Consider the following 17,438-nt stretch of genomic DNA (forward strand, 5'->3'; position numbering starts at 1 on the left):
CGCATCGCGCACGGCAAGAGGGATCCGGGCCCCGCGCGACGGCGTGGACCCTGCACCCCTCTCGTCAGAGCTTCGGCACTGCACGACGTATCCGGAGGGCTCGCGGCCCGGGGAAGCCACTTCGGATCACCCCTTAATCCGGGGTGATCTGTCCTAACCCTGGGCGTCTCTCGACGTCGTCGGATCAGTGGCCTGTGTTCGTACAGGAGCCTCGCCTAGCGAGGTGCTGACTGGGCAATGGTGGGCCCGGTCGTACCGCTTGTCAAATCCGGGCCGGTCGGTTCCTCGTAATCCCTTGTGCCCCAACCCGGTCCGACCGCAGATACCCTGTGGCAACATTCATGGCTGCCCGGTCCGTCATGGCATCCGACGGTGGCCTCGCGAAGGGTATCGGCCAGGGCGAGGCCACCGGGTTGAAGGGGCCGGGCGCGACCTGTCCGGCCTCGACGATCGCATCGATCTGCGGGCAGCGCTGATGACGGCCGGTGCATGATCGGTCGGTGTCCGAACTCAACAAGCACAATGTCGTCTACTTCGAAAGCGCTACCATGCGAGGGCTCTACGCCGCCCTCGACGAATGGCAGCGGGCCAACAATCATCGGTTCCTGTCGCTCGGCATTCAGCAGGACGACGGGCTCTTCTGCTGCATTGCCCTGATCAATCCTGCCGAGGTGGTCATCACGAGCGCCGACGGCCACAATCACGCCGCTGTCAACCGATTCGGCCTACTTTCCGTCACCTCCGACTAGCCGATCGTTTCGGTTCAGTAGTTCAGTAGTTCAGTCCCGGATCGTGGCCGGGTGACCGGTCACGACTGGATTCCACGCCGCGCCTGCCACGAACTGACCTGCCGCGGACGCCACGCTCCACGGACCAGAGGGTTGTGCCCGTGCCGCCCGCCACGCTGCTCCCGTTTGAATTCGCGGAAGTATTCGAAGCGGATCATCAGCAAACCCGAGACGATGAGCACCGCGGTCGCGATCGCGCCCAGTATCGCCCAGCCGTGGTAGCCGGACGCAGCGGCCGTGAGTGTCATGCCGAGGCATGCGATGCCGAGCAGGCACAGCACCAGAGCTGGGCCTTCGCCCGGGTCCTCGATGGCGTCACCGGGATGCGGATGCCAGTGTTCTCCGTTCGGTTTGACCGCCGTCACCCTGACCATGTCCCTACCTCCCTCGAACCGAGAAAACTCCTTGCCTGTAGTCCAGAATGCACCCGGTGTTGTGGCTACGTGCGAGTAATGTCCTGAAATTTCGGAGAGAATGCCCGATTCTCAGGCGTCATTCCGGGAATCATCCCAGCAATTGACCCTCCGTCGGGATGTGGATACGCGGGAAAGGCTGTTCGGATTCGAGGAGATACGCCAGTTCGATAAGGGTTCGCTCGTCGCCGTGTGCACCGGAGAGTTGCACGCCGACCGGCAGTCCCGCGCTGGTTCGGCCCATGGGCAGCGATATAGCGGGGGTTCCGGCGACATTGTTCAACGGTGTATAGCCCACATAACCGGTGAGCCGCTCGATCAATTCGGGGAACGGAACCGTCGGCGAGACGAATCCGAGTTCCGGCGTGGTGTGCGAGAGGACCGGCGAGACGACCACTTCGTGCCGCGCGAACATCCGGGCGTAGGCGGCCGGCACCCGGCGTAGTCGCCGCAGCGCACCCGGGGTGCGGTGGAAGGTGCGGCGATGATGGTCCCGCAGGCCGCGGGTGAGGCCGTCGGCCTTGGCGGCGTCGAAGGACCGGTCCAGGATGATCTTCCCGGTGCTGACCGCGAGATCGGCGAGTAGCGCCCAGTACTGCACGAAGTCGGCCGCGAACTGCGCGGTGACCGGCAGCGTGATCGGTTCCACGATGTGACCGGCCCGCTCCAGCAGACTCGCGGTGTGCTCGACCGCCGTCCGGGTGGGCACGTCGACCTCGGCGCCGGTCACGCTGCGCATGATCAGCCCCACCCGCAGTCGGCGCTGGGCCGGGCCGTGCACCGCCCCGACCGGTGCGAGTCTCGGATTGCGCCACACATCCTCGGCGGCGGCCACGAACGCCGCGGTATCGCGGACAGTGCGTGTGACCACGCCCTCGGAAATCATGTGAACGGGAAGATGTTTCACCTGTTCACCATCCACGTGCCGGCCGCGGCTCGGCTTGAGCCCGACCAGTCCGCCGCACGCGGCCGGAATGCGAATGGATCCGCCGCCATCGTTCGCGTGCGCGATCGGGACGACACCGGCGGCGACGAGCGCGGCCGATCCGCCGGACGACGCGCCGATCGAATGGGCCAGGCTCCACGGGTTCCGCGCGGCCGGCTCGGTCATGTACTCGGTGGAGGCGTTGAAGCCGAACTCCGGCAGTCGCGACTTGCCGATCAGGGTGAGTCCGGTGCCGAGGAACTGGCGGGTGTAGGCCCCGTCCTTGGCGGCGGGCCGGGCCCGGAAGGCTTCGCTGCCATGGTTCGTCGGCAGGCCCGCGACATCGGTGTTGTCCTTCACGAACGTCGGCACTCCGTACAGCGCGCCGCCGGGCCGGGTGGCGTAGCGCGGGGAGTCGTAGAGCGGGCAGGCGACCGCGTGCAGCTCGGGGTCGACCGCGCGGGCCCGGTCGACGGCGGCTGCGGCGAGCTCCTGCGGGCTCACCTCGCCGGCGCGGACCAGATCGGCGAGGGCTACCGCGTCGTGTTCGCCGAGGGCATCGTCGCGAAAGGCGTGGAGGGGCGTCATGCCGAGCAAGCCTAGAAGAACTTACAGACTTTGCCCAGGGTAAATCTGTAAGGAATTACAGAGAGCGACTAGGGTGGGCGGCGTGACCGAACGTCGCCATCGCCCGAGCGCCCTGGCTCGGCGAGCAGCCCTGCTCAAAGCCGCAGTCGAGGTGGCGGCCGAGGTCGGCGTGGCCGGGGTGACCCATCGCGCGGTCACCGAGAAGGCCGGGCTGCCGCTGACCACCGTCGGCTACTTCTTCGACTCGATCGACGCGCTGACCGAGGAGGCGCTGCGCGTCTACACCGAAGAGGATGCCGACACCCAGATCGCGATCGCGGAGTCGCTCGCCGAGGCGCACGGTTCACCCGACGAGATCGCGGCCGCCTTCACCGCCGCCGCCACGCCGCGCACACCGGAAACCCTCGCGCTGTTCGAGGCCTACCTGCATGCGGCGCGTCGCCCGGAATCCCGTGACGCGGTCACCCGTGCGCTGACCGCCGCGCGCCGGGCCGCCGCCGCGGGCGCGCGGGCGGCCGGGGCCCCGGATCCGGATGCCATGGCGCCTGCCTTCACGGCGCTGGCGCACGGGCTCGCCCTGCACGAGATGTCTTCGCCGGGTGCGCTGCCGCCCGACACCGTGCACGCGGCCTTCCGTGCGATGTTCCTCGGATTCCTGCTCGACAGCGGGCATGTCGAGCTGGCCCTGCAACTCAGGCGGCGGCCGGCACCGCAGGAGTAGCGCTGTGACCGACCCCGCCGTGCGGCACCGGGACCGTGTGGACGCCCGGCTGGACCTGCCGATCATTCCGCCCGCCGTCCTGACCGGGGTCGCCGAGATCGGCCGGCGTGACGGCTGTGACGTCGAATCATGGTTCGCGGGAACAGGTTTGGATCCGGACGGCCTGGTCGCGGTGGATTCGGTGAAGGTGTCGTTCCAGGATGCCGCGACCGTCCTGCGCCGCGCGGTGGAGGCGCTGCCCGGCCGGCCGCTCGGCATGCGGGTGGGCATGCGCGACAGCCTGCTGTCGATGGGGATGCTGGGGGTCGCCATGCGCTCGTGCGCCACCGTCGGCGAGGCGCTGTCGGTCGGGATCGATCTGCACCAGGCATCGGGCACGCTGATGGATGTGGACGTCGAGCGCTCCGGCCAGGAGATCGCGCTGCGGCTGCACGAGCGCCGGCCCGAACCCCGGCTGCTCGCCTTCCTGTGCGAGGAAGTCCTGTGCAGTGTGCTGATTCTGATGCGCTCGGTGCTCGGCCCGGGCTGGTCGCCGACTCGGGTGGAACTCGCCTACCCACCCCCGCCGTATGCCGCCGAGTACCGCCGCTTCCTGCGCTGCCCGGTGGACTTCTCCGCCGGAGCCAACCGCGCGGTCATTCCGGTTGCCGCACTGGAGCTTCCGCTGCCAACCCACAGTGCGCCGACCCGGACCATCGCCATCGAGGCCTGCCGGCGGCTGCTGGATGCCGGCCATCCGGCCCCGGACATCGTGGTGGCCGTCGAGGCGGTGCTCGAGCGCGACCTCCGCCATCCGCCGACCATGGCCGAGGTCGCCACCCACCTGCATGTCACCGAGCGCACCCTGCGCCGCCAGCTCGCCGCCGCCGGTGCGAGTTTCAGTACGGTCCGGGACCGGGTCCGGGAGCGGCGCGCGATCTTCCTGCTCCGCCGATCCGATCTGCCGGTCGGCGTGGTTGCTCGCGAAGTCGGCTATAGCGATGTCCGGGAATTCCGTCGCGCGTATATCCGCTGGACGGGGCATCCGCCGAGTTCCGCACGGCAAGAACCGGAGTGAGCCCGGCGCCGTGCCGCGTGCTCAGGCCTGCACCTGCCGGACATCGCGGGCGGACCCGACCGCATCGAACATGCCCGGGGTGAGAGTCTGCCAGCCCAGGCGTTTGCGCAGGCTGCCCAGATAGCGGTGATACGCGCGGGCGTCGACGTAGGCGCGGTGGCGTGCGGTGGGCAGGAAGTTGATGCCACCGTTGAGCTTCGGATGATCGGTGGCGATCAAGCGGTCGAATGCCGCCGCCCGCGCTGGGGCATGGTCCTGATCGTGCAGGTACTGCGCCAGCACATTGCTGATGTGATCGAACAGGGTGTAGGCGCTCGAATTGACCTCGAGATAGCCCAGTCCGAACAGATTTCGATGCTCGCGGTTGAACGCGGACAGATACAGGTCCGGTCGTCCTTCGCTCCAGGTGAAATGCCGTTCGGCATAGGGGATCGCCCAGTCGTAGCCGGTGGCGTAGAGAACCAGGTCGACTTCTTCGCTGCTGCCGTCGGCGAACCGGACCCGATCGCCGTCCAGGCTCGCGATATCCGGCCGGATCGCCACATCGCCGTGCTGGAGGTAGTGGACGAGCTGACTGTTGAGCAGCGGATGCGATTCGAACAGCTTGTGATCCGGCTCGGGCAGGCCGTATTTGGTGAGATCGCCCTGAACGAGCCGGAGCAACGCGCGGAAGAACGGCCGCTCCAGCCAGAGCGGCAGCTGCGGCCCGGTATCGGCGAGCTCATCGCTCGGGATCCCGAGGACGTGTTTGGGAATCACGTGATAGCCGCGCCGGATGCTGACGAACGCGGCGGCCGCATTGGCCGCGGCATCACACGCGATATCGGCCCCCGAGTTGCCCAGCCCGACGATGAGCACTCGCTTGCCGCGGAACTCCAGCGGGCTGCGGTACTCCGAGGAGTGCCGGATCTCGCCGGCGAATTCGCCCGGATGCCGGGGTCGGCGGGGCGCCCAGGTGACGCCGGTGGCGCAGATGACGGCCCGGTAGCGATATTGCGTGCCGTCCGCGAGGGTCACCAGCCAGTCGCCGCCGTCCCTCTCGACATCGGCGACCTCGGTGTCGAACCGGACGGTCTCGCGCAACCCGTAGGCATCCGCGAAAGCCCGTGTGTATTCGAGGATCTGCCGATTGCCCGGGTAGTCGGGATAGGCGTCGGGCATGGGGAAGTCGAAGAATCCCGAGGTCTTCCGCGACGAAATGAAGTGCGCGGATTCGTACATCGGTGAACCCGGGTTGTCGAGATCCCAGATGCCGCCCACATCGGAATGCCGTTCGAACTGGTCATAGGCGATGCCCAGCCGCTTCAGGGCCCGCGCCGCGGACAGCCCGGCGGGACCGGCGCCGACGATGCAGACTCGCCGCTGTGCCGGTCGAGTTTCCTTGTCTGCCATGGACTCTCCATTCGCGTGCCGAAGAATGAGGGGATTCAACCCGCCCGGGCCGCGGATCCAGGAGGGCCGATCCGGCCAAAAGGGTGGGGAAACCGGACAACCGGCGACCGGATCGGCGCACTGCTGGAGAAGGTCTACGGCCGGCCGTTCGATGAGCTTCTTTCCCAGCAGCTGTGGCAGCCCGCCGGGATGGAGGCGTCCGCGGACATCATGACCGACCGCACCGGGGCCGCCGTCGCCTCGGAGGAACTGTTCGCCCGGCCACGGGATTTCGCGCGCTTCGGGGAACTCATGCGGAACGGGGGCAGCACTCCCGACGGCCGCCGGATCGTATCGGGGGAGTGGGTCACCACCGCCACCACCACGCTGCTGCCCGCCACGGACTCGGGTGACACCGAACCGGGCGGCTACGGCTACCAGTGGTGGAGTGGGGCGACCCCGGACGGCTTCCAGGCCAATGGTTTCCAGGGGCAGTACATTACCGTCAGCCCGGCGGGATGCCTGACGGGCGTGCGCCTCGCACATACCGTTCAGTTCAATGGTGCGGGGGACTTCGCCGGCCAGGGCAATGCGGAATGGCACACCCTCTACCGGGCGGTACTCCGACAGCTCGGCGGTTGTCGCTGACCACTGGTGGCGATCGGGCCCTGCCGATCTTTTTTCGCGGCCGTTGTCGATCTGTCGGGGAGGTCGTTCGACCTTCGTGTGAGAGGGTCGGACAGCGACCCGCGACAAGGAGGAATGATCCCGTGAAATACATGCTGATCTGGCGCGCCGGCGACGAGGGCAATGCGGCCATGGCCGAGGCCGATTTCGAGAAGGTGCTCGAATCCGTCGGGCGCTTCAACGACGAGCTGATCCGGGCCGGGGTCCTGCTCGCCGCCGAGGGTCTCGACAGTGCGGAAGAGGGTGTGGTGGTGGACTTCTCGTCGGAGCCGCCGCTGGTCACCGACGGACCCTACGGCGAGACCAAGGAGCTGTTCGGCGGCTTCTACATCCTGAACGTGGCCTCCAAGGAGGAGGCCGTCGAATGGGCCAGGCGAGCGCCGTCGTTCGGTCCCGGATTCAAGACCGAGATCCGGCGCGTCACCACCATCGACGAATTCCCGCAGGACAACGAGTGGATCCAGAAGGAACGCGCCTGGCGCGAGGCCACCGGGCAACTGTGAGCCGCTGAGCCATGGCCGACCCCACCGGTCGTGACGCCGTCGCCGCGGTGTGGCGCATCGAATCCGCGCGCATCGTGGGCGCCCTGGCCCGCTACACCGGCGACTTCACCCTGGCCGAAGACCTCGCCCAGGAGGCGCTGGCCGAGGCGCTGGTGACCTGGCCGCGCGACGGCGTGCCACGCAATCCCGCGGGCTGGCTGCTCACCGTCGGCCGGCGTCGCGCCATCGACGCCTTCCGCCGCCGCGCCACCCGTGACGACCGGTACCGCGCCCTCGCCCGCGACCTGGGCGAGGGCGGGGTCGCCACCGGCGGGACACCTGCGGAAACGCCAGGGGCGGAACCGCTCTGGGATCCCGATCAGATCGACGACGACGTGCTCGCGCTCATGTTCGTGTCGTGCCATCCGGTGCTGTCCCGCGAGGCACAGGTGGCGCTGACCCTGCGCGTGGTCGGCGGCCTGACCAGCGACGAGATCGCCAAGGCCTTCCTGGTGCCCACCGCGACGGTGCAGGCCCGCATCACCCGCGCCAAGAAAACCCTTGCGGCGGCGCAGGTTCCGTTCGCCATCCCCCCGGCCGACGAACGCGCCGCCCGGCTCGGTTCGGTCCTGAACGTGGTCTACGTGATCTTCACCGAAGGCTCCTCGGCCACTTCCGGCGCACACCTGATCCGCCTCGACCTCGCCGCCGAAGCCCAGCGCCTCGCCCGGGTCCTGGCCCGCCTCGTCCCCGAGGAACCCGAGGTCCATGGTTTGCTGGCCCTGCTGGAACTGACTGCCGCTCGCTTCCCCGCCCGCACCGACGCCACCGGCCGGCCGATCCTGCTCGAACACCAGAACCGAATGCGCTGGGACCGGGCGGCCATCCGCCGCGGCCGCGCCGCCCTCGACCAGGCGGCCCGCATCGGCCGCGGCCTCGGCGCCTACGGTCTGCAGGCCGCGATAGCCGAATGTCACGCCGTAGCCGACTCCGTCGAGGCCACCGACTGGCCCCGCATCGTCCTGCTCTACGAAGCCCTGGCCCGGCTCTCGCCGTCCCCGATCATCGACCTCAACCGGGCCGTCGCCGTCTCCATGGCCGAGGGTCCCGCCCCTGCCCTCGCCATCGTCGACGACCTCAGATCGGCTGCGGCCCTCCCGAATTCCCACCTGCTCCCGAGCGTCCGCGGGGAACTGCTCGCCAGACTGGGCCGGACAGCCGAAGCCCGAACCGAATTCGACCTGGCCATCGTCCTGTGCGGCAACGACCAGGAGCGCACTCTGCTCGAAGCCAAACTCGCCGAACTGGATTGACAGCTCCTCGGGTCGGGCTCGGGGATTTCCCCCATTCCGATTCTGGGGATGTGCCGGATTACGCCGGGGCGGTGGCGAAACTAGCGTTCAGCCATGACTTCGACTCTGCGCGGGCGCCTTTCGGTTGCCCTCTGTGCCGCCGCGTTGCTCGTCGCCGAGATGGCCTCCGCGGTCGCCCAGCCCGCCGGTCCCTCGCTCGCTGAACAGTTGCGCCAGGACACCGAAGCGATCCACGCCCTCGGTGTCAGCGGAGTGCAGGCCCGCGTCATCGCGCCCGACGGTGGGCAATCGGTCGCCACCGGCGGCACCGCCGACCTGAACACCGGCCTTCCGGTCCCCTCCGACGGCTACTTCCGCATGGCCAGCACCGCCAAGACCCTGGTCGCCACCGTGGTCCTCCAACTGGAGGCCGAGCACACGCTGACTCTCGACGACACGGTCGACCGCTGGCTGCCGGGAGTCGTGCAGGGCAACGGCAACAACGGCAGCCGGATCACCATTCGCCACCTGCTCCAGCACACCAGCGGTATTCACGACGACCTACCCGGATACACCACGCCGGAGGAGTACTACCAGCAGCGTTACGACCTCTACAGTCCCGAGGAGCTGGTGGCCCGTGCCATGGCCCAGGCGCCGGACTTCCCGCCCGGGCAGGGCTGGCAGTACTCCAATACCGGATATGTCCTGCTCGGCATGATCATTCAGCAAGCCACCGGTCGACCCGCCCACCAGGAAATCGAAGCCCGCATCCTCGGCCCGCTCGGGCTCGACCAGACCCGGTGGACCGGCGCCTCGCCCACGCTGCCCGAGCCGCACGCCCGGGCCTACCAATTCTTCGGTCCCGGCGCCGAGGTGGATGTCACCGATCAGATACCCGTTGAGCACGAGACCCTTTCGTGGGCCACTACCACCCGGGACGAGAACAGCTTCTTTCGCGCGCTGCTCGGCGGCCGGCTGCTCCCGGCCCGGCAGCTCACGGAGATGAAGCAGACCGTCCCGGTGAGTGCGGAGCTCCAGCAGATGTGGCCCGGTGGCCGATACGGGCTCGGTCTGGCCGAACGCCCCCTCAGCTGCGGAGGAACCTACTGGAGTCACGAGGGCGGGGACGGCGGCTACATCACCCTCAACGGCGTCACCGAGGACGGCACGCGAAGCGCGGTGGTGTCCATGTCCGAGGCCCGCGGCGACACCGCGGAACACGTCCTCGAGCAGGAGAACGTGGGCAGCGCCCTGATCGAGCACGCGCTGTGCGCCGGGAGCCGGTAGCGACGCAGCCGATCGTTGTGGAGTCCCAGCGAATCGCTGCGCGGTCCTGCGGCTTTCCGTTTGTGATTGAACTCGCCCACGACGGCGTCGAGACTGGATTCTCGACGTTTGCCGGAGGTGGTGCTGGTGGTTTGGCGAAGAGCCGTCGGACTGGTCGGTGTTCTGACAGTGGGCGTCGGAACGATGGTCGCAGCGGGCAATACACCGAAGGCCTCGGCAACCGGCTCGCACAGCGAGGAATTCACCAATCCGGTGCTGGCCGCCGGGGCCGACCCGAGCATGACCTACTACCAGGGCCGATTCCACCTGGTGCAGGGGGACTTCTACAACGACGACAACATCGTGATCCGCAGTTCGGACACGCTCGGGGGACTGGAGGAGAGCGAGCCGAAGGTGGTGTGGGAGCACCCCGACTGCCCCGCCCCCGCCTGCACCAAGATCTGGGCTCCGGAACTCGTGCACATCGGCGACCGGTGGTGGATCTACTTTGCGGGGCAGGAGGACGACCGCAACGAGACCCATCGGATGTACGCGCTGCGCTCCACCGGAAACGACCCGACCGGCCCCTACGAATACCTCGGACCCCTGAACCTGCCCGGCGGCTGGGCCATCGACGGCACCTATCAGCAGTACGCGGGCGCCGGCTATTTCTTCTGGTCGTGCCTGCGCGATCCCGATGACACACGCGTACAAGACATTTGCGTGGTCCGCATGTCGGATCCCATGACGCCGATCGGCGACCGCGTCAGCATCGCAACACCCACCGCCGCCTGGGAAACCGTCCCCAACGACGCGGATCTCCTCATCAACGAGGCCCCGCAACCCCTCATCGCACCCGACGGCCGCCTCTTCGCAACCTTCTCCGCCAATGCCAGTTTCGACGACACCTACTGCCTCGGCCTCCTCGAACTGGCGCGCGGCGGCGACCCCATGGACCCCGACGCCTGGACCAAATCGGGCGGCCCCGTACTCCCCGGCGGTCCCGGCGCCATCGCCCCCGGCCACAACGGATTCCTCACCATCGACGGCCGCCCCTGGATCACCTACCACGCCCGCCTCGAACCCGGCACCGGCTGGCCCGGCCGCAGCATCCGCGTTCAACCCATGTACTTCGCCGCAGACGGCCGCCCCCAATTCGGCATGGCCTTCGGCCCCGACGCCCCCATCGTGATCGACGGCGAGGACCGCAAGGCCCCGGGAACCCCGGTGACACCCGAGCCGCGGCGCTGAAGGTCAGGTCGCCTCGGCCGATGCCCGGGCGCGGCGCCACTGTGCGGGGCTGCAGCCGTGCTGTTTGCGGAACCACCGGGAGAAGTTTCCGGCGGCGGAGAAGCCGAGGAGTTCGGCGGTCTCGGTCAGGGAGCGGCGCGGGTTGGCGACCATGTGGCGGGCCAATTCGGCGCGGGTCGAATCCAGTAGCGAGCTGAAGGTCTCGCCTTCGGCGGCGAGGCGGCGGTGGACGGTGCGGCGGTCGACGCCCAGACTGCGGGCCACCTGCTCCACAGAACAGCGGCCGGTGGGGAGTAGCAGTTCGATGAGCTCGCGGACGCGGTCGGCGGTGGTCGCGGGACGGACCGGGTGGACGGGGTCCAGCAGCCGCTGGGTGTAGGCGCGCAGCTGTGGATCCGCCATCGCATTGGGTGCGTCGAGATCGCTTGTGTAGGTGAGAATTCCGTTGAAGTCCTGTTCGAAGGTCACCTGCGGTCCGAAGACCCGGTGATGGGCGCGCAGATCGGGCGGCGCGGGGTGGGTGAAGCGGACCTCCACCGGCTGCCACGGGGCGCCGAGGAAGCCGGCGAGCAGGCCGTGCAGCACGCCGATCGCGAGTTCGACGGATTGGCGGGTGTCGCCGGGCTGCCCGATATCGAGGGTCAGCCGGATGGTGGCGAGGCCGTTCTGTTCGGTGAGGCGGGTGTGCAGCGCCTCGTTGTACATGTCCTCGTGCCGCGACATCACGGTCAGAGCGCTGCGCACGTCGGGCTCCTCGCGGACCACCAGGCTCAGCGGACCCAGATTGGCGAAGCGGCGGCGCTCGGCCAGGCGCAGCCCGAAATCCGCGCAGTTCGTCGCGACGGACGAGTGCTCGAGCAGCTCGGCGATCGCGGCGGCGGGCACCCAGCGGTCCTGCAGGCTCAGACCGGCCGGGTCCAGGCCGGACGCGCGCAACAGCCCCACCGGGTCGATGCCCAGCGATCGGCACAGCTCCACGTATTCGTTCAGAGCCGCATAGCGCGCCAATGGTTTCACCGGTTCTCCGACGTCCCGAAATGATCAGCAGTCTGTCCCGTAATGATAAGCGAGGGGTCCCTGCGCTGCATACAGTGGGTTTCGTTCCAGCTACCGAAGCCAGACCGAAGGAAGGGACGACAACGTGGCCACAAGCAACGAGAATTGGTCCAGGCCAGCAGCGATGGCTATTCCCGAGACGGGATACTTTGAGTACGAACAGGGCCGGTACGGGCCGGTCTATCCGCGTACTCCAGCTAACTATGGGTTCTCCATCGTCGCGAAGGTGAAACCGGGCCATGAGGCGGCGATCCGCGAACATGGCAAGGTCATCCAGGCCGCGGTCGAACAGGACCCGAATGTGCTTGCGACACTGCGGCTGCACTACCTGCGCTGGGTGCTGTTCGATATCGGCGATGGCCTGACCTTCCAGTATCAGGGCATCTTCGACACCGACTTCGACAAGTACCTCGAGGACGCGCTCGACCTGTTCCTGTCCACGGGCATCACCACCGCCTTCGTGAATCTCGAAGGCTTCCCCGAGGATTGGCGCACCAATCGGGCCGCCGCCATCGAATTCTTCCGCAAGCACCAGTTCCCGAGCTTCCTCGAGTACGGCGAATACCCGTATGTGACCTCCGACGAGGTCAAGAAGGCCCTGCGGCTCAAAGCGGCGTTCTCCGACATGCTCGACGAGATGCAGTAGCGGGGGTCGCGATGCTCGAATTCGACGATATCCAGCACATCCTGCTGACCCGGGTGCCGGCGCTGACCGGACGCTACGAGTTCCTGTCCTTCACCGACGCGGCCGGTGCGCGCGCATGGCTCGCCGCCATGGCCGACCGTGTGCCCTCCGTCGCCGACTTGCAGGAGTCGGTGGACACCGACAAGCAGTGGGTGTCTGTGGCTTTCACCTGGACCGGACTGCGCGCCCTGGGCGTCCCGGCGGACGCACTGGCGAGCTTCCCCGAGGAATTCCGCCAGGGCATGGCCGCCCGGGCCGAAGTCCTGGGCGATACCGGGGCCAACCATCCCGACCATTGGATCGACGGCACCGCCGGTGACGATCTGCACGCGATCGTCATCCTCTTCGCCCGCGACGCTGCCGAACGCGACCGACGGGTGGCCGAACACAACGCACTCCTCGCCGCCTGCCCGGGTGTCACGGTGCTGTCGTCGCTGGATCTGGAGGCCGTACCGCCGTTCGGCTACGCGCACGACCACTTCGGCTATCGGGATCGCTTGTCGCAGCCGGTGATCGAAGGTGCGGGGGAAGAGCCCACGCCGGGCAGCGGCGCACCGCTGAAGGCCGGGGAGTTCATCCTCGGTTACGACGACGAGAGTGGACCGCCGCTGGATCTGCCGCAACCCGAGGTACTTTCGCGCAACGGCACCTTCATGGCCTATCGCCGGCTGCGCGAACATGTGGGTCGATTCCGTGACTTCATGGCCGAGCACGGCGACACCACCGAGGAACAGGAGCTGGTGGCGGCGAAACTGATGGGCCGCTGGCGCAGTGGCGCGCCGCTGGTCCTCGCCCCGGAGGCCGACGATCCGGAACTGGGTGCGGATATGAGCCGCAACAACGATTTCAACTACAAACAGATGGATCCGCACGGCTACGCGGTGCCGCTCGGGTCGCACATCCGGCGCATGAACCCACGTGATACGGGCGTGAACATGCAGCGCCGCCGCATGATTCGCCGCGGCGCGACCTATGGGCCGCATCTGCCGGAGGGAACACCCGACGACGGCGCCGACCGCGGCATCGCGGCCTTCGTGCTGTGCGCGAGCCTGGTGCGCCAGTTCGAGTTCGCGCAGAACGTGTGGGTCAACGACAAGTCGTTCCACGAACTGGGCAACGAGCGGGATCCGATCATCGGCAACCAGGACGGCACCCTGGAGTTCAAGATTCCGAAGCGTCCGATTCGCAAGACCATCACCGGAATTCCGGCGTTCACCAGCGTCCGAGGCGGCGCGTACTTCTTCCTGCCAGGGCTGCGCGCCCTGCGCTACCTGACCACTCTCACCGATATCGAGGCAGCAGCATGACATCGTTCACCCCGGCCCGCACCTACAACCAGGCCCACCTCGCCCGCCCCTACACCCCCGGCAAGCGGCGCATCAGCATCTACTGGTCGTGGAGCTACCCCTGGGAAGCGCAACGGGATACGGCCGAACTGGACAACCGCTTCTCCACCATGACCGAGGTGCGCCAGGCCACCTGGCCCGCCTACGAGACGCCCGAATACGACGCCGCGCACTTCCTGCAGGGCATCGCTGGCACACTCGAACTGTTCCACCGCTCCACCCTCGACTTCCAGCGGGTAGCCGGTGAAGTGACCGGGCATCCGGTGGCGGTGTTCCAGCGCATCGACCAGGCCGGATTCAAACAGCCCATCGACGAACGCATCCTCGCCGACACCGACACTCTCATGGTGTTCGGCCTCGATCACCTTCTCGCACAGGAGGAAGCGGCTCCCGAGGAGATCGCCGCAATCCAGCAGTGGCTGCAGCGCGAGGGCACCTGCCTGCTCCTCGCCCCGCACCACGACGTCGGCTTCACCGACGACCTGAAGCAGCGCCAGATCGAGTTCGAGCACCACGGTGATCCGCTGGTTCCGCGCCAGCAGCGGTTCGGCGCCTACACCCGCTCGCTGATGACCGCCCTGAACGTCCCGGTCCACAACGTCTACGGCTTGCGGCCCGCCGTCGTCGAAGGCACTCGCTCGATCGCGCCGCTCACCTCCTTCCGTGACCTCGACACCCCGCGCCTGCTCGACGACGTCACCACCTTCAATTTCCACCCGCACCTGCCCCACTACGAATTGACCGAGCCCGAAAGCGATTCGGTGCGCCTGCTCGCGCGTCAGCCCATCGAACTGTCCCGTCCCCACCCGTTCATCGAGGCGGGCAACACCGAATTCAATACGTTGCTGTGGCTGCCCCCCACCGTCGAACGCGCCGGCGACATCGTGATGGCCGACTCCACCAATTTCACCACCCTCTTCGGCGGCACCGACAGCCTCGCCAACTTCTGGCGCAACCTCGCGGCGATGAAATGACCCCGGCTGCAAACGGCGGCCCGATGCCGCAGAGGTGGGACCTGTGATCGGAGAGCTGCTGCCACTGGCCATAGGTGTTGCGCTGTCACCCATTCCGGTGGTGGCGGCCATCCTCATGCTGCTCTCCACCAACGCCGGCCGGGCGAGCGCGGGCTTCGCGCTCGGCTGGGTGGCGGGCATCCTGACGGTCACCGGGCTCGTGACAGCCGCGGCAGCATCCGGGCTGATGAGTTCGGCGGGCCAGCCCTCCGCTGCGGCCTCCGTCATCAAGATCGCAATGGGTCTCCTGCTGCTGTTCATCGCCTTCCGTCAGTGGGGCAGCCGCAAAGACGATTCGATACCGGGCTGGATGAAAGCCATCGACGAACTCGGAGTCGCCAAGGCTGCCGGCTTCGGCCTGCTGCTGTCGGTATTGAATCCGAAGAACCTGCTCCTGTGCATCACGGCGGGCGTCACGATCGGCACTTCGGGGCTGAACCCGGCCGGCACTGCCGCGGCCATCGCCGTATTCGTCCTTCTGGGCGCGGCATCGGTGGTTGTTCCGGTGGGCGGCTACGCCGTCGCGGCGAATCAACTGCGCAGTGCATTGGCGCGCCTGAAGAACTGGCTACAGGCGAACAACCACACGGTGATCGCCGTGGTGTTCATGGTGATGGGCACAACCGCCTTCGCCAAGGGCGTGAGCGGATTCTGACCAGGTACTGATCTCAGTGCGGCACACAGTGTTTCACCACCGTCCCGGGCCGCCGACGGAAGCTCGGCGGCCCGAGACGCTGGATGGATGAACGCTATCGGACACGGAACTCTCAGGAGCCGAGCCGAACCGCGCGGAGTGCGACGTAGAGTTCGGCGGCGGATCTGGGATCCGAGCAGCGACGGCCGGTGAGGGTCTCGATTCTGCGGAGACGGTAGTGAATGGTGTTGCGGTGGTAGTTCAGGCGCTGCGCGACCTCGGTGTTCGATCCGCCGCAGTCGAACCATAGATCGAGGGTGTCACGGTCCTCGTCGTCGAGTTCGAGGATCGGGCCGAGGATTTCGTCGGCGAGGCTGCGGGCGGCATCGGGCGCGCTGACCAGTACCAGCGGGAGCGGGGTGTGCCCGTAGACGGTGACGGCGTTCGAGCCGGGGTGGGTGCAGCGGGCGGACGATATCGGCCAGCGACGCGGCGCTCAGGACCGGCGGATCACCGCGATCGTGGCGATCACCCGTTCAGGCCCACCACGTTCGCCAGGCGCGTGCCCTGTCCGATCCTGGTGCAGGTCGGCACGAACGACAGTGTCGCGCCACCGAGCGCTGCCCTGCGCGTCGCTGCGAAAGTCGGTCCGCGGGCGCGTGTTCGCGAGTATCCCGTCGACCACTTCGACATCTATCAGGGCCCGTGGCAGCGGCGGGCGGTGACCGACCAGCTGGAGTTCCTCACCGCCGTGTTGCGGTGACCTCCAGGTCCGCGATCGGCAGGTCAGAACTGCGGCCCGCTCCCGCACTGCACCGGCACCGGCCGCCCCGGATCCAGCGCGTTCAGAATCATCGCGTCCACGCTCGGGTCGTACACCAAGCCGCTGTGCCCGACCGGATCGTCCGGGCACTGGTCCTGGACGACGAGGTCGGTGACGCCACCCTCGGCAATGGCCGCGGCGGCGGGCGGGGACACCATGGCGTCGTGCGCCGACACGATGGTGGTGTAGCGAATGCCGGTCCGGGCGATCGGGCCGTCGTGCAGCCGGGTCATCGCCCCCGAGCCGGGGGAGACGTCCTCACAGATCCCGCATACGCCCGCGACCAGCCCGCGTAGCCCGAGTTGTGTTGCGCCGCCGATAAGTCCGCTGGTGATTCCGTTCGTGGGCGGTGCCAGGGCGACGACCGCGTCGATCCGGTCAGCCGCTGCCGGGTCGGTCTTCGCGAGGTAGAGCGACACGAACGCGCCACCGGAATGCCCGACCAGGTCGACTTCGGCGGCGCCGGTCTCGGCCCGCACGCGGTCGATGAACGCGGATACCTGCGGCACGGACACCGACACCCCGTCGATGCCGCCGTCGAAGGCATTGGTCCCGCCGTAATTCAGGGAGTACACGCAGTACCCGGCATTCGCCAGCTTCGGCCCCAGATGCGCGAATCCGTTGTACTGATTGGCGGGAAAGCCGTGCACGAGCACCACCGGCCACGGATGCGCCGCCGACGGCGTGCACGGCACATTCACGCCGGGCGGCGACTGTGCGGGATCCTGCCCGGACACCACGAACCAGACTTCCCGGGCGACCATCTCCTCGAAAGTCGCCTCCGGTAGCGAATCAGCGGCAGCGGCCGTGCCGGGCGCAACGACGTTCGGTACCAAGGCAATCGCGGTGGTGGCCAGGACCGAACCAACGCATTCGCGCATGCCCATGTAGAGCTCCAAGAAACGAACGAACTTTTCTCTTAGTCTAGTCCTATAAATTCGTCGCAGGTGGAGGGGCGTTTCTGGAATTTCGATGTTGACGGTGGTTCGTCTGAACCCCCGTAGGAATCTCCAACCCGACGGGGAAACTCCGGACGCTTT

19 protein-coding genes and 1 riboswitch are annotated in these 17,438 nt (G+C 67.7%); of the genes, 13 read left to right on the plus strand and 6 right to left on the minus strand.

Features of this window, described 5'->3' with window-relative positions:
* Window positions 1–49: 49 nt before the first annotated feature.
* A riboswitch (M-box (ykoK) riboswitch) is annotated at window positions 50–230 on the minus strand.
* 270 nt (window positions 231–500) lie between these two features.
* Window positions 501–749 (plus strand): hypothetical protein, encoded by a 249-nt coding sequence (locus tag ACQP1O_RS07590; protein WP_354834508.1) that lies wholly within the window; start codon window positions 501–503, stop codon window positions 747–749.
* 59 nt (window positions 750–808) lie between these two features.
* Here ACQP1O_RS07590 and ACQP1O_RS07595 read toward each other — a convergent pair whose 3' ends face one another.
* Together ACQP1O_RS07595 and ACQP1O_RS07600 are read right to left on the minus strand one after the other, a co-directional pair.
* Window positions 809–1,162 carry a hypothetical protein gene (locus ACQP1O_RS07595; protein ID WP_433565145.1) on the minus strand — a complete coding sequence of 118 codons (354 nt, stop codon included), beginning with the start codon at window positions 1,160–1,162 and terminating at the stop codon, window positions 809–811.
* Window positions 1,163–1,292: 130 nt separating this feature from the next.
* Window positions 1,293–2,714: an amidase gene (locus ACQP1O_RS07600; protein ID WP_433565146.1), complete on the minus strand. Its 1,422-nt coding sequence runs from the start codon at window positions 2,712–2,714 to the stop codon at window positions 1,293–1,295.
* 82 nt (window positions 2,715–2,796) lie between these two features.
* Between ACQP1O_RS07600 and ACQP1O_RS07605 the strand changes: the two genes are divergently transcribed.
* Window positions 2,797–3,435: a TetR/AcrR family transcriptional regulator gene (locus tag ACQP1O_RS07605; RefSeq protein ID WP_433565147.1), complete on the plus strand. Its 639-nt coding sequence runs from the start codon at window positions 2,797–2,799 to the stop codon at window positions 3,433–3,435.
* Window positions 3,436–3,439: 4 nt separating this feature from the next.
* A complete protein-coding gene (locus tag ACQP1O_RS07610) occupies window positions 3,440–4,492 on the plus strand; it encodes an AraC family transcriptional regulator (RefSeq protein WP_433565148.1) in 1,053 nt (350 codons plus the stop codon).
* A gap of 21 nt (window positions 4,493–4,513) precedes the next feature.
* Here the strand turns inward: ACQP1O_RS07610 and ACQP1O_RS07615 are convergent, their stop codons facing one another.
* Entirely contained in the window at window positions 4,514–5,884 is a 1,371-nt protein-coding gene (locus tag ACQP1O_RS07615) for a flavin-containing monooxygenase (RefSeq protein ID WP_433565149.1), read from the minus strand.
* 15 nt (window positions 5,885–5,899) lie between these two features.
* Here ACQP1O_RS07615 and ACQP1O_RS07620 point away from each other — a divergent pair, with 15 nt between their 5' ends.
* The 5 genes from ACQP1O_RS07620 to ACQP1O_RS07640 all read left to right on the plus strand — a co-directional run bounded on the left by ACQP1O_RS07620 (window position 5,900) and on the right by ACQP1O_RS07640 (window position 10,841).
* A complete protein-coding gene (locus ACQP1O_RS07620) occupies window positions 5,900–6,511 on the plus strand; it encodes a serine hydrolase (RefSeq protein ID WP_433565150.1) in 612 nt (203 codons plus the stop codon).
* Between the two features lie 122 nt (window positions 6,512–6,633).
* Window positions 6,634–7,053: a YciI family protein gene (locus tag ACQP1O_RS07625; RefSeq protein ID WP_354834523.1), complete on the plus strand. Its 420-nt coding sequence runs from the start codon at window positions 6,634–6,636 to the stop codon at window positions 7,051–7,053.
* Window positions 7,054–7,064: 11 nt separating this feature from the next.
* Window positions 7,065–8,345, plus strand: coding sequence for an RNA polymerase sigma factor (locus ACQP1O_RS07630; RefSeq protein ID WP_433565151.1), 1,281 nt, complete (start codon window positions 7,065–7,067; stop codon window positions 8,343–8,345).
* Between the two features lie 93 nt (window positions 8,346–8,438).
* Window positions 8,439–9,611 carry a serine hydrolase domain-containing protein gene (locus ACQP1O_RS07635; protein WP_433565152.1) on the plus strand — a complete coding sequence of 391 codons (1,173 nt, stop codon included), beginning with the start codon at window positions 8,439–8,441 and terminating at the stop codon, window positions 9,609–9,611.
* Window positions 9,612–9,737: 126 nt separating this feature from the next.
* Window positions 9,738–10,841, plus strand: a complete 1,104-nt coding sequence (locus ACQP1O_RS07640; protein ID WP_433565153.1) for a glycoside hydrolase family 43 protein — start codon at window positions 9,738–9,740, stop codon at window positions 10,839–10,841.
* A gap of 3 nt (window positions 10,842–10,844) precedes the next feature.
* Here ACQP1O_RS07640 and ACQP1O_RS07645 read toward each other — a convergent pair whose 3' ends face one another.
* Window positions 10,845–11,858 carry an AraC family transcriptional regulator gene (locus tag ACQP1O_RS07645; RefSeq protein ID WP_433565154.1) on the minus strand — a complete coding sequence of 338 codons (1,014 nt, stop codon included), beginning with the start codon at window positions 11,856–11,858 and terminating at the stop codon, window positions 10,845–10,847.
* A gap of 163 nt (window positions 11,859–12,021) precedes the next feature.
* Between ACQP1O_RS07645 and ACQP1O_RS07650 the strand changes: the two genes are divergently transcribed.
* From ACQP1O_RS07650 to ACQP1O_RS07665, 4 genes are read left to right on the plus strand one after another with little or no spacing between them, the layout of a single operon-like run.
* The gene (locus ACQP1O_RS07650) at window positions 12,022–12,543 is read left to right on the plus strand and encodes a hypothetical protein (RefSeq protein ID WP_433565155.1); all 522 of its coding nucleotides are present in this window, start codon (window positions 12,022–12,024) and stop codon (window positions 12,541–12,543) included.
* 11 nt (window positions 12,544–12,554) lie between these two features.
* On the plus strand, window positions 12,555–13,889 hold the full coding sequence (locus tag ACQP1O_RS07655) for a Dyp-type peroxidase (RefSeq protein ID WP_433565156.1): 1,335 nt from the start codon (window positions 12,555–12,557) through the stop codon (window positions 13,887–13,889).
* Window positions 13,886–14,902, plus strand: a complete 1,017-nt coding sequence (locus ACQP1O_RS07660) for a hypothetical protein (RefSeq protein WP_364620902.1) — start codon at window positions 13,886–13,888, stop codon at window positions 14,900–14,902. The genes ACQP1O_RS07655 and ACQP1O_RS07660 overlap by 4 nt, the downstream gene beginning before the upstream one ends.
* A gap of 34 nt (window positions 14,903–14,936) precedes the next feature.
* Window positions 14,937–15,596 carry a GAP family protein gene (locus ACQP1O_RS07665; RefSeq protein WP_433565157.1) on the plus strand — a complete coding sequence of 220 codons (660 nt, stop codon included), beginning with the start codon at window positions 14,937–14,939 and terminating at the stop codon, window positions 15,594–15,596.
* Between the two features lie 112 nt (window positions 15,597–15,708).
* Here the strand turns inward: ACQP1O_RS07665 and ACQP1O_RS07670 are convergent, their stop codons facing one another.
* Window positions 15,709–16,053, minus strand: a complete 345-nt coding sequence (locus ACQP1O_RS07670; RefSeq protein ID WP_433567609.1) for a PucR family transcriptional regulator — start codon at window positions 16,051–16,053, stop codon at window positions 15,709–15,711.
* Window positions 16,054–16,137: 84 nt separating this feature from the next.
* On the opposite strand from ACQP1O_RS07670, the gene ACQP1O_RS07675 reads away from it, so the two are divergent.
* A complete protein-coding gene (locus ACQP1O_RS07675) occupies window positions 16,138–16,338 on the plus strand; it encodes a hypothetical protein (protein WP_433565158.1) in 201 nt (66 codons plus the stop codon).
* A 23-nt stretch (window positions 16,339–16,361) separates the two neighbouring features.
* On the opposite strand, the gene ACQP1O_RS07680 is transcribed toward ACQP1O_RS07675, so the two are convergent.
* A complete protein-coding gene (locus tag ACQP1O_RS07680; protein WP_433565159.1) occupies window positions 16,362–17,285 on the minus strand; it encodes an esterase/lipase family protein in 924 nt (307 codons plus the stop codon).
* Window positions 17,286–17,438: the final 153 nt, after the last annotated feature.

Origin of the sequence: Nocardia sp. CA-151230 (assembly GCF_050942175.1) — a bacterium.
Lineage (GTDB): Bacteria > Actinomycetota > Actinomycetes > Mycobacteriales > Mycobacteriaceae > Nocardia.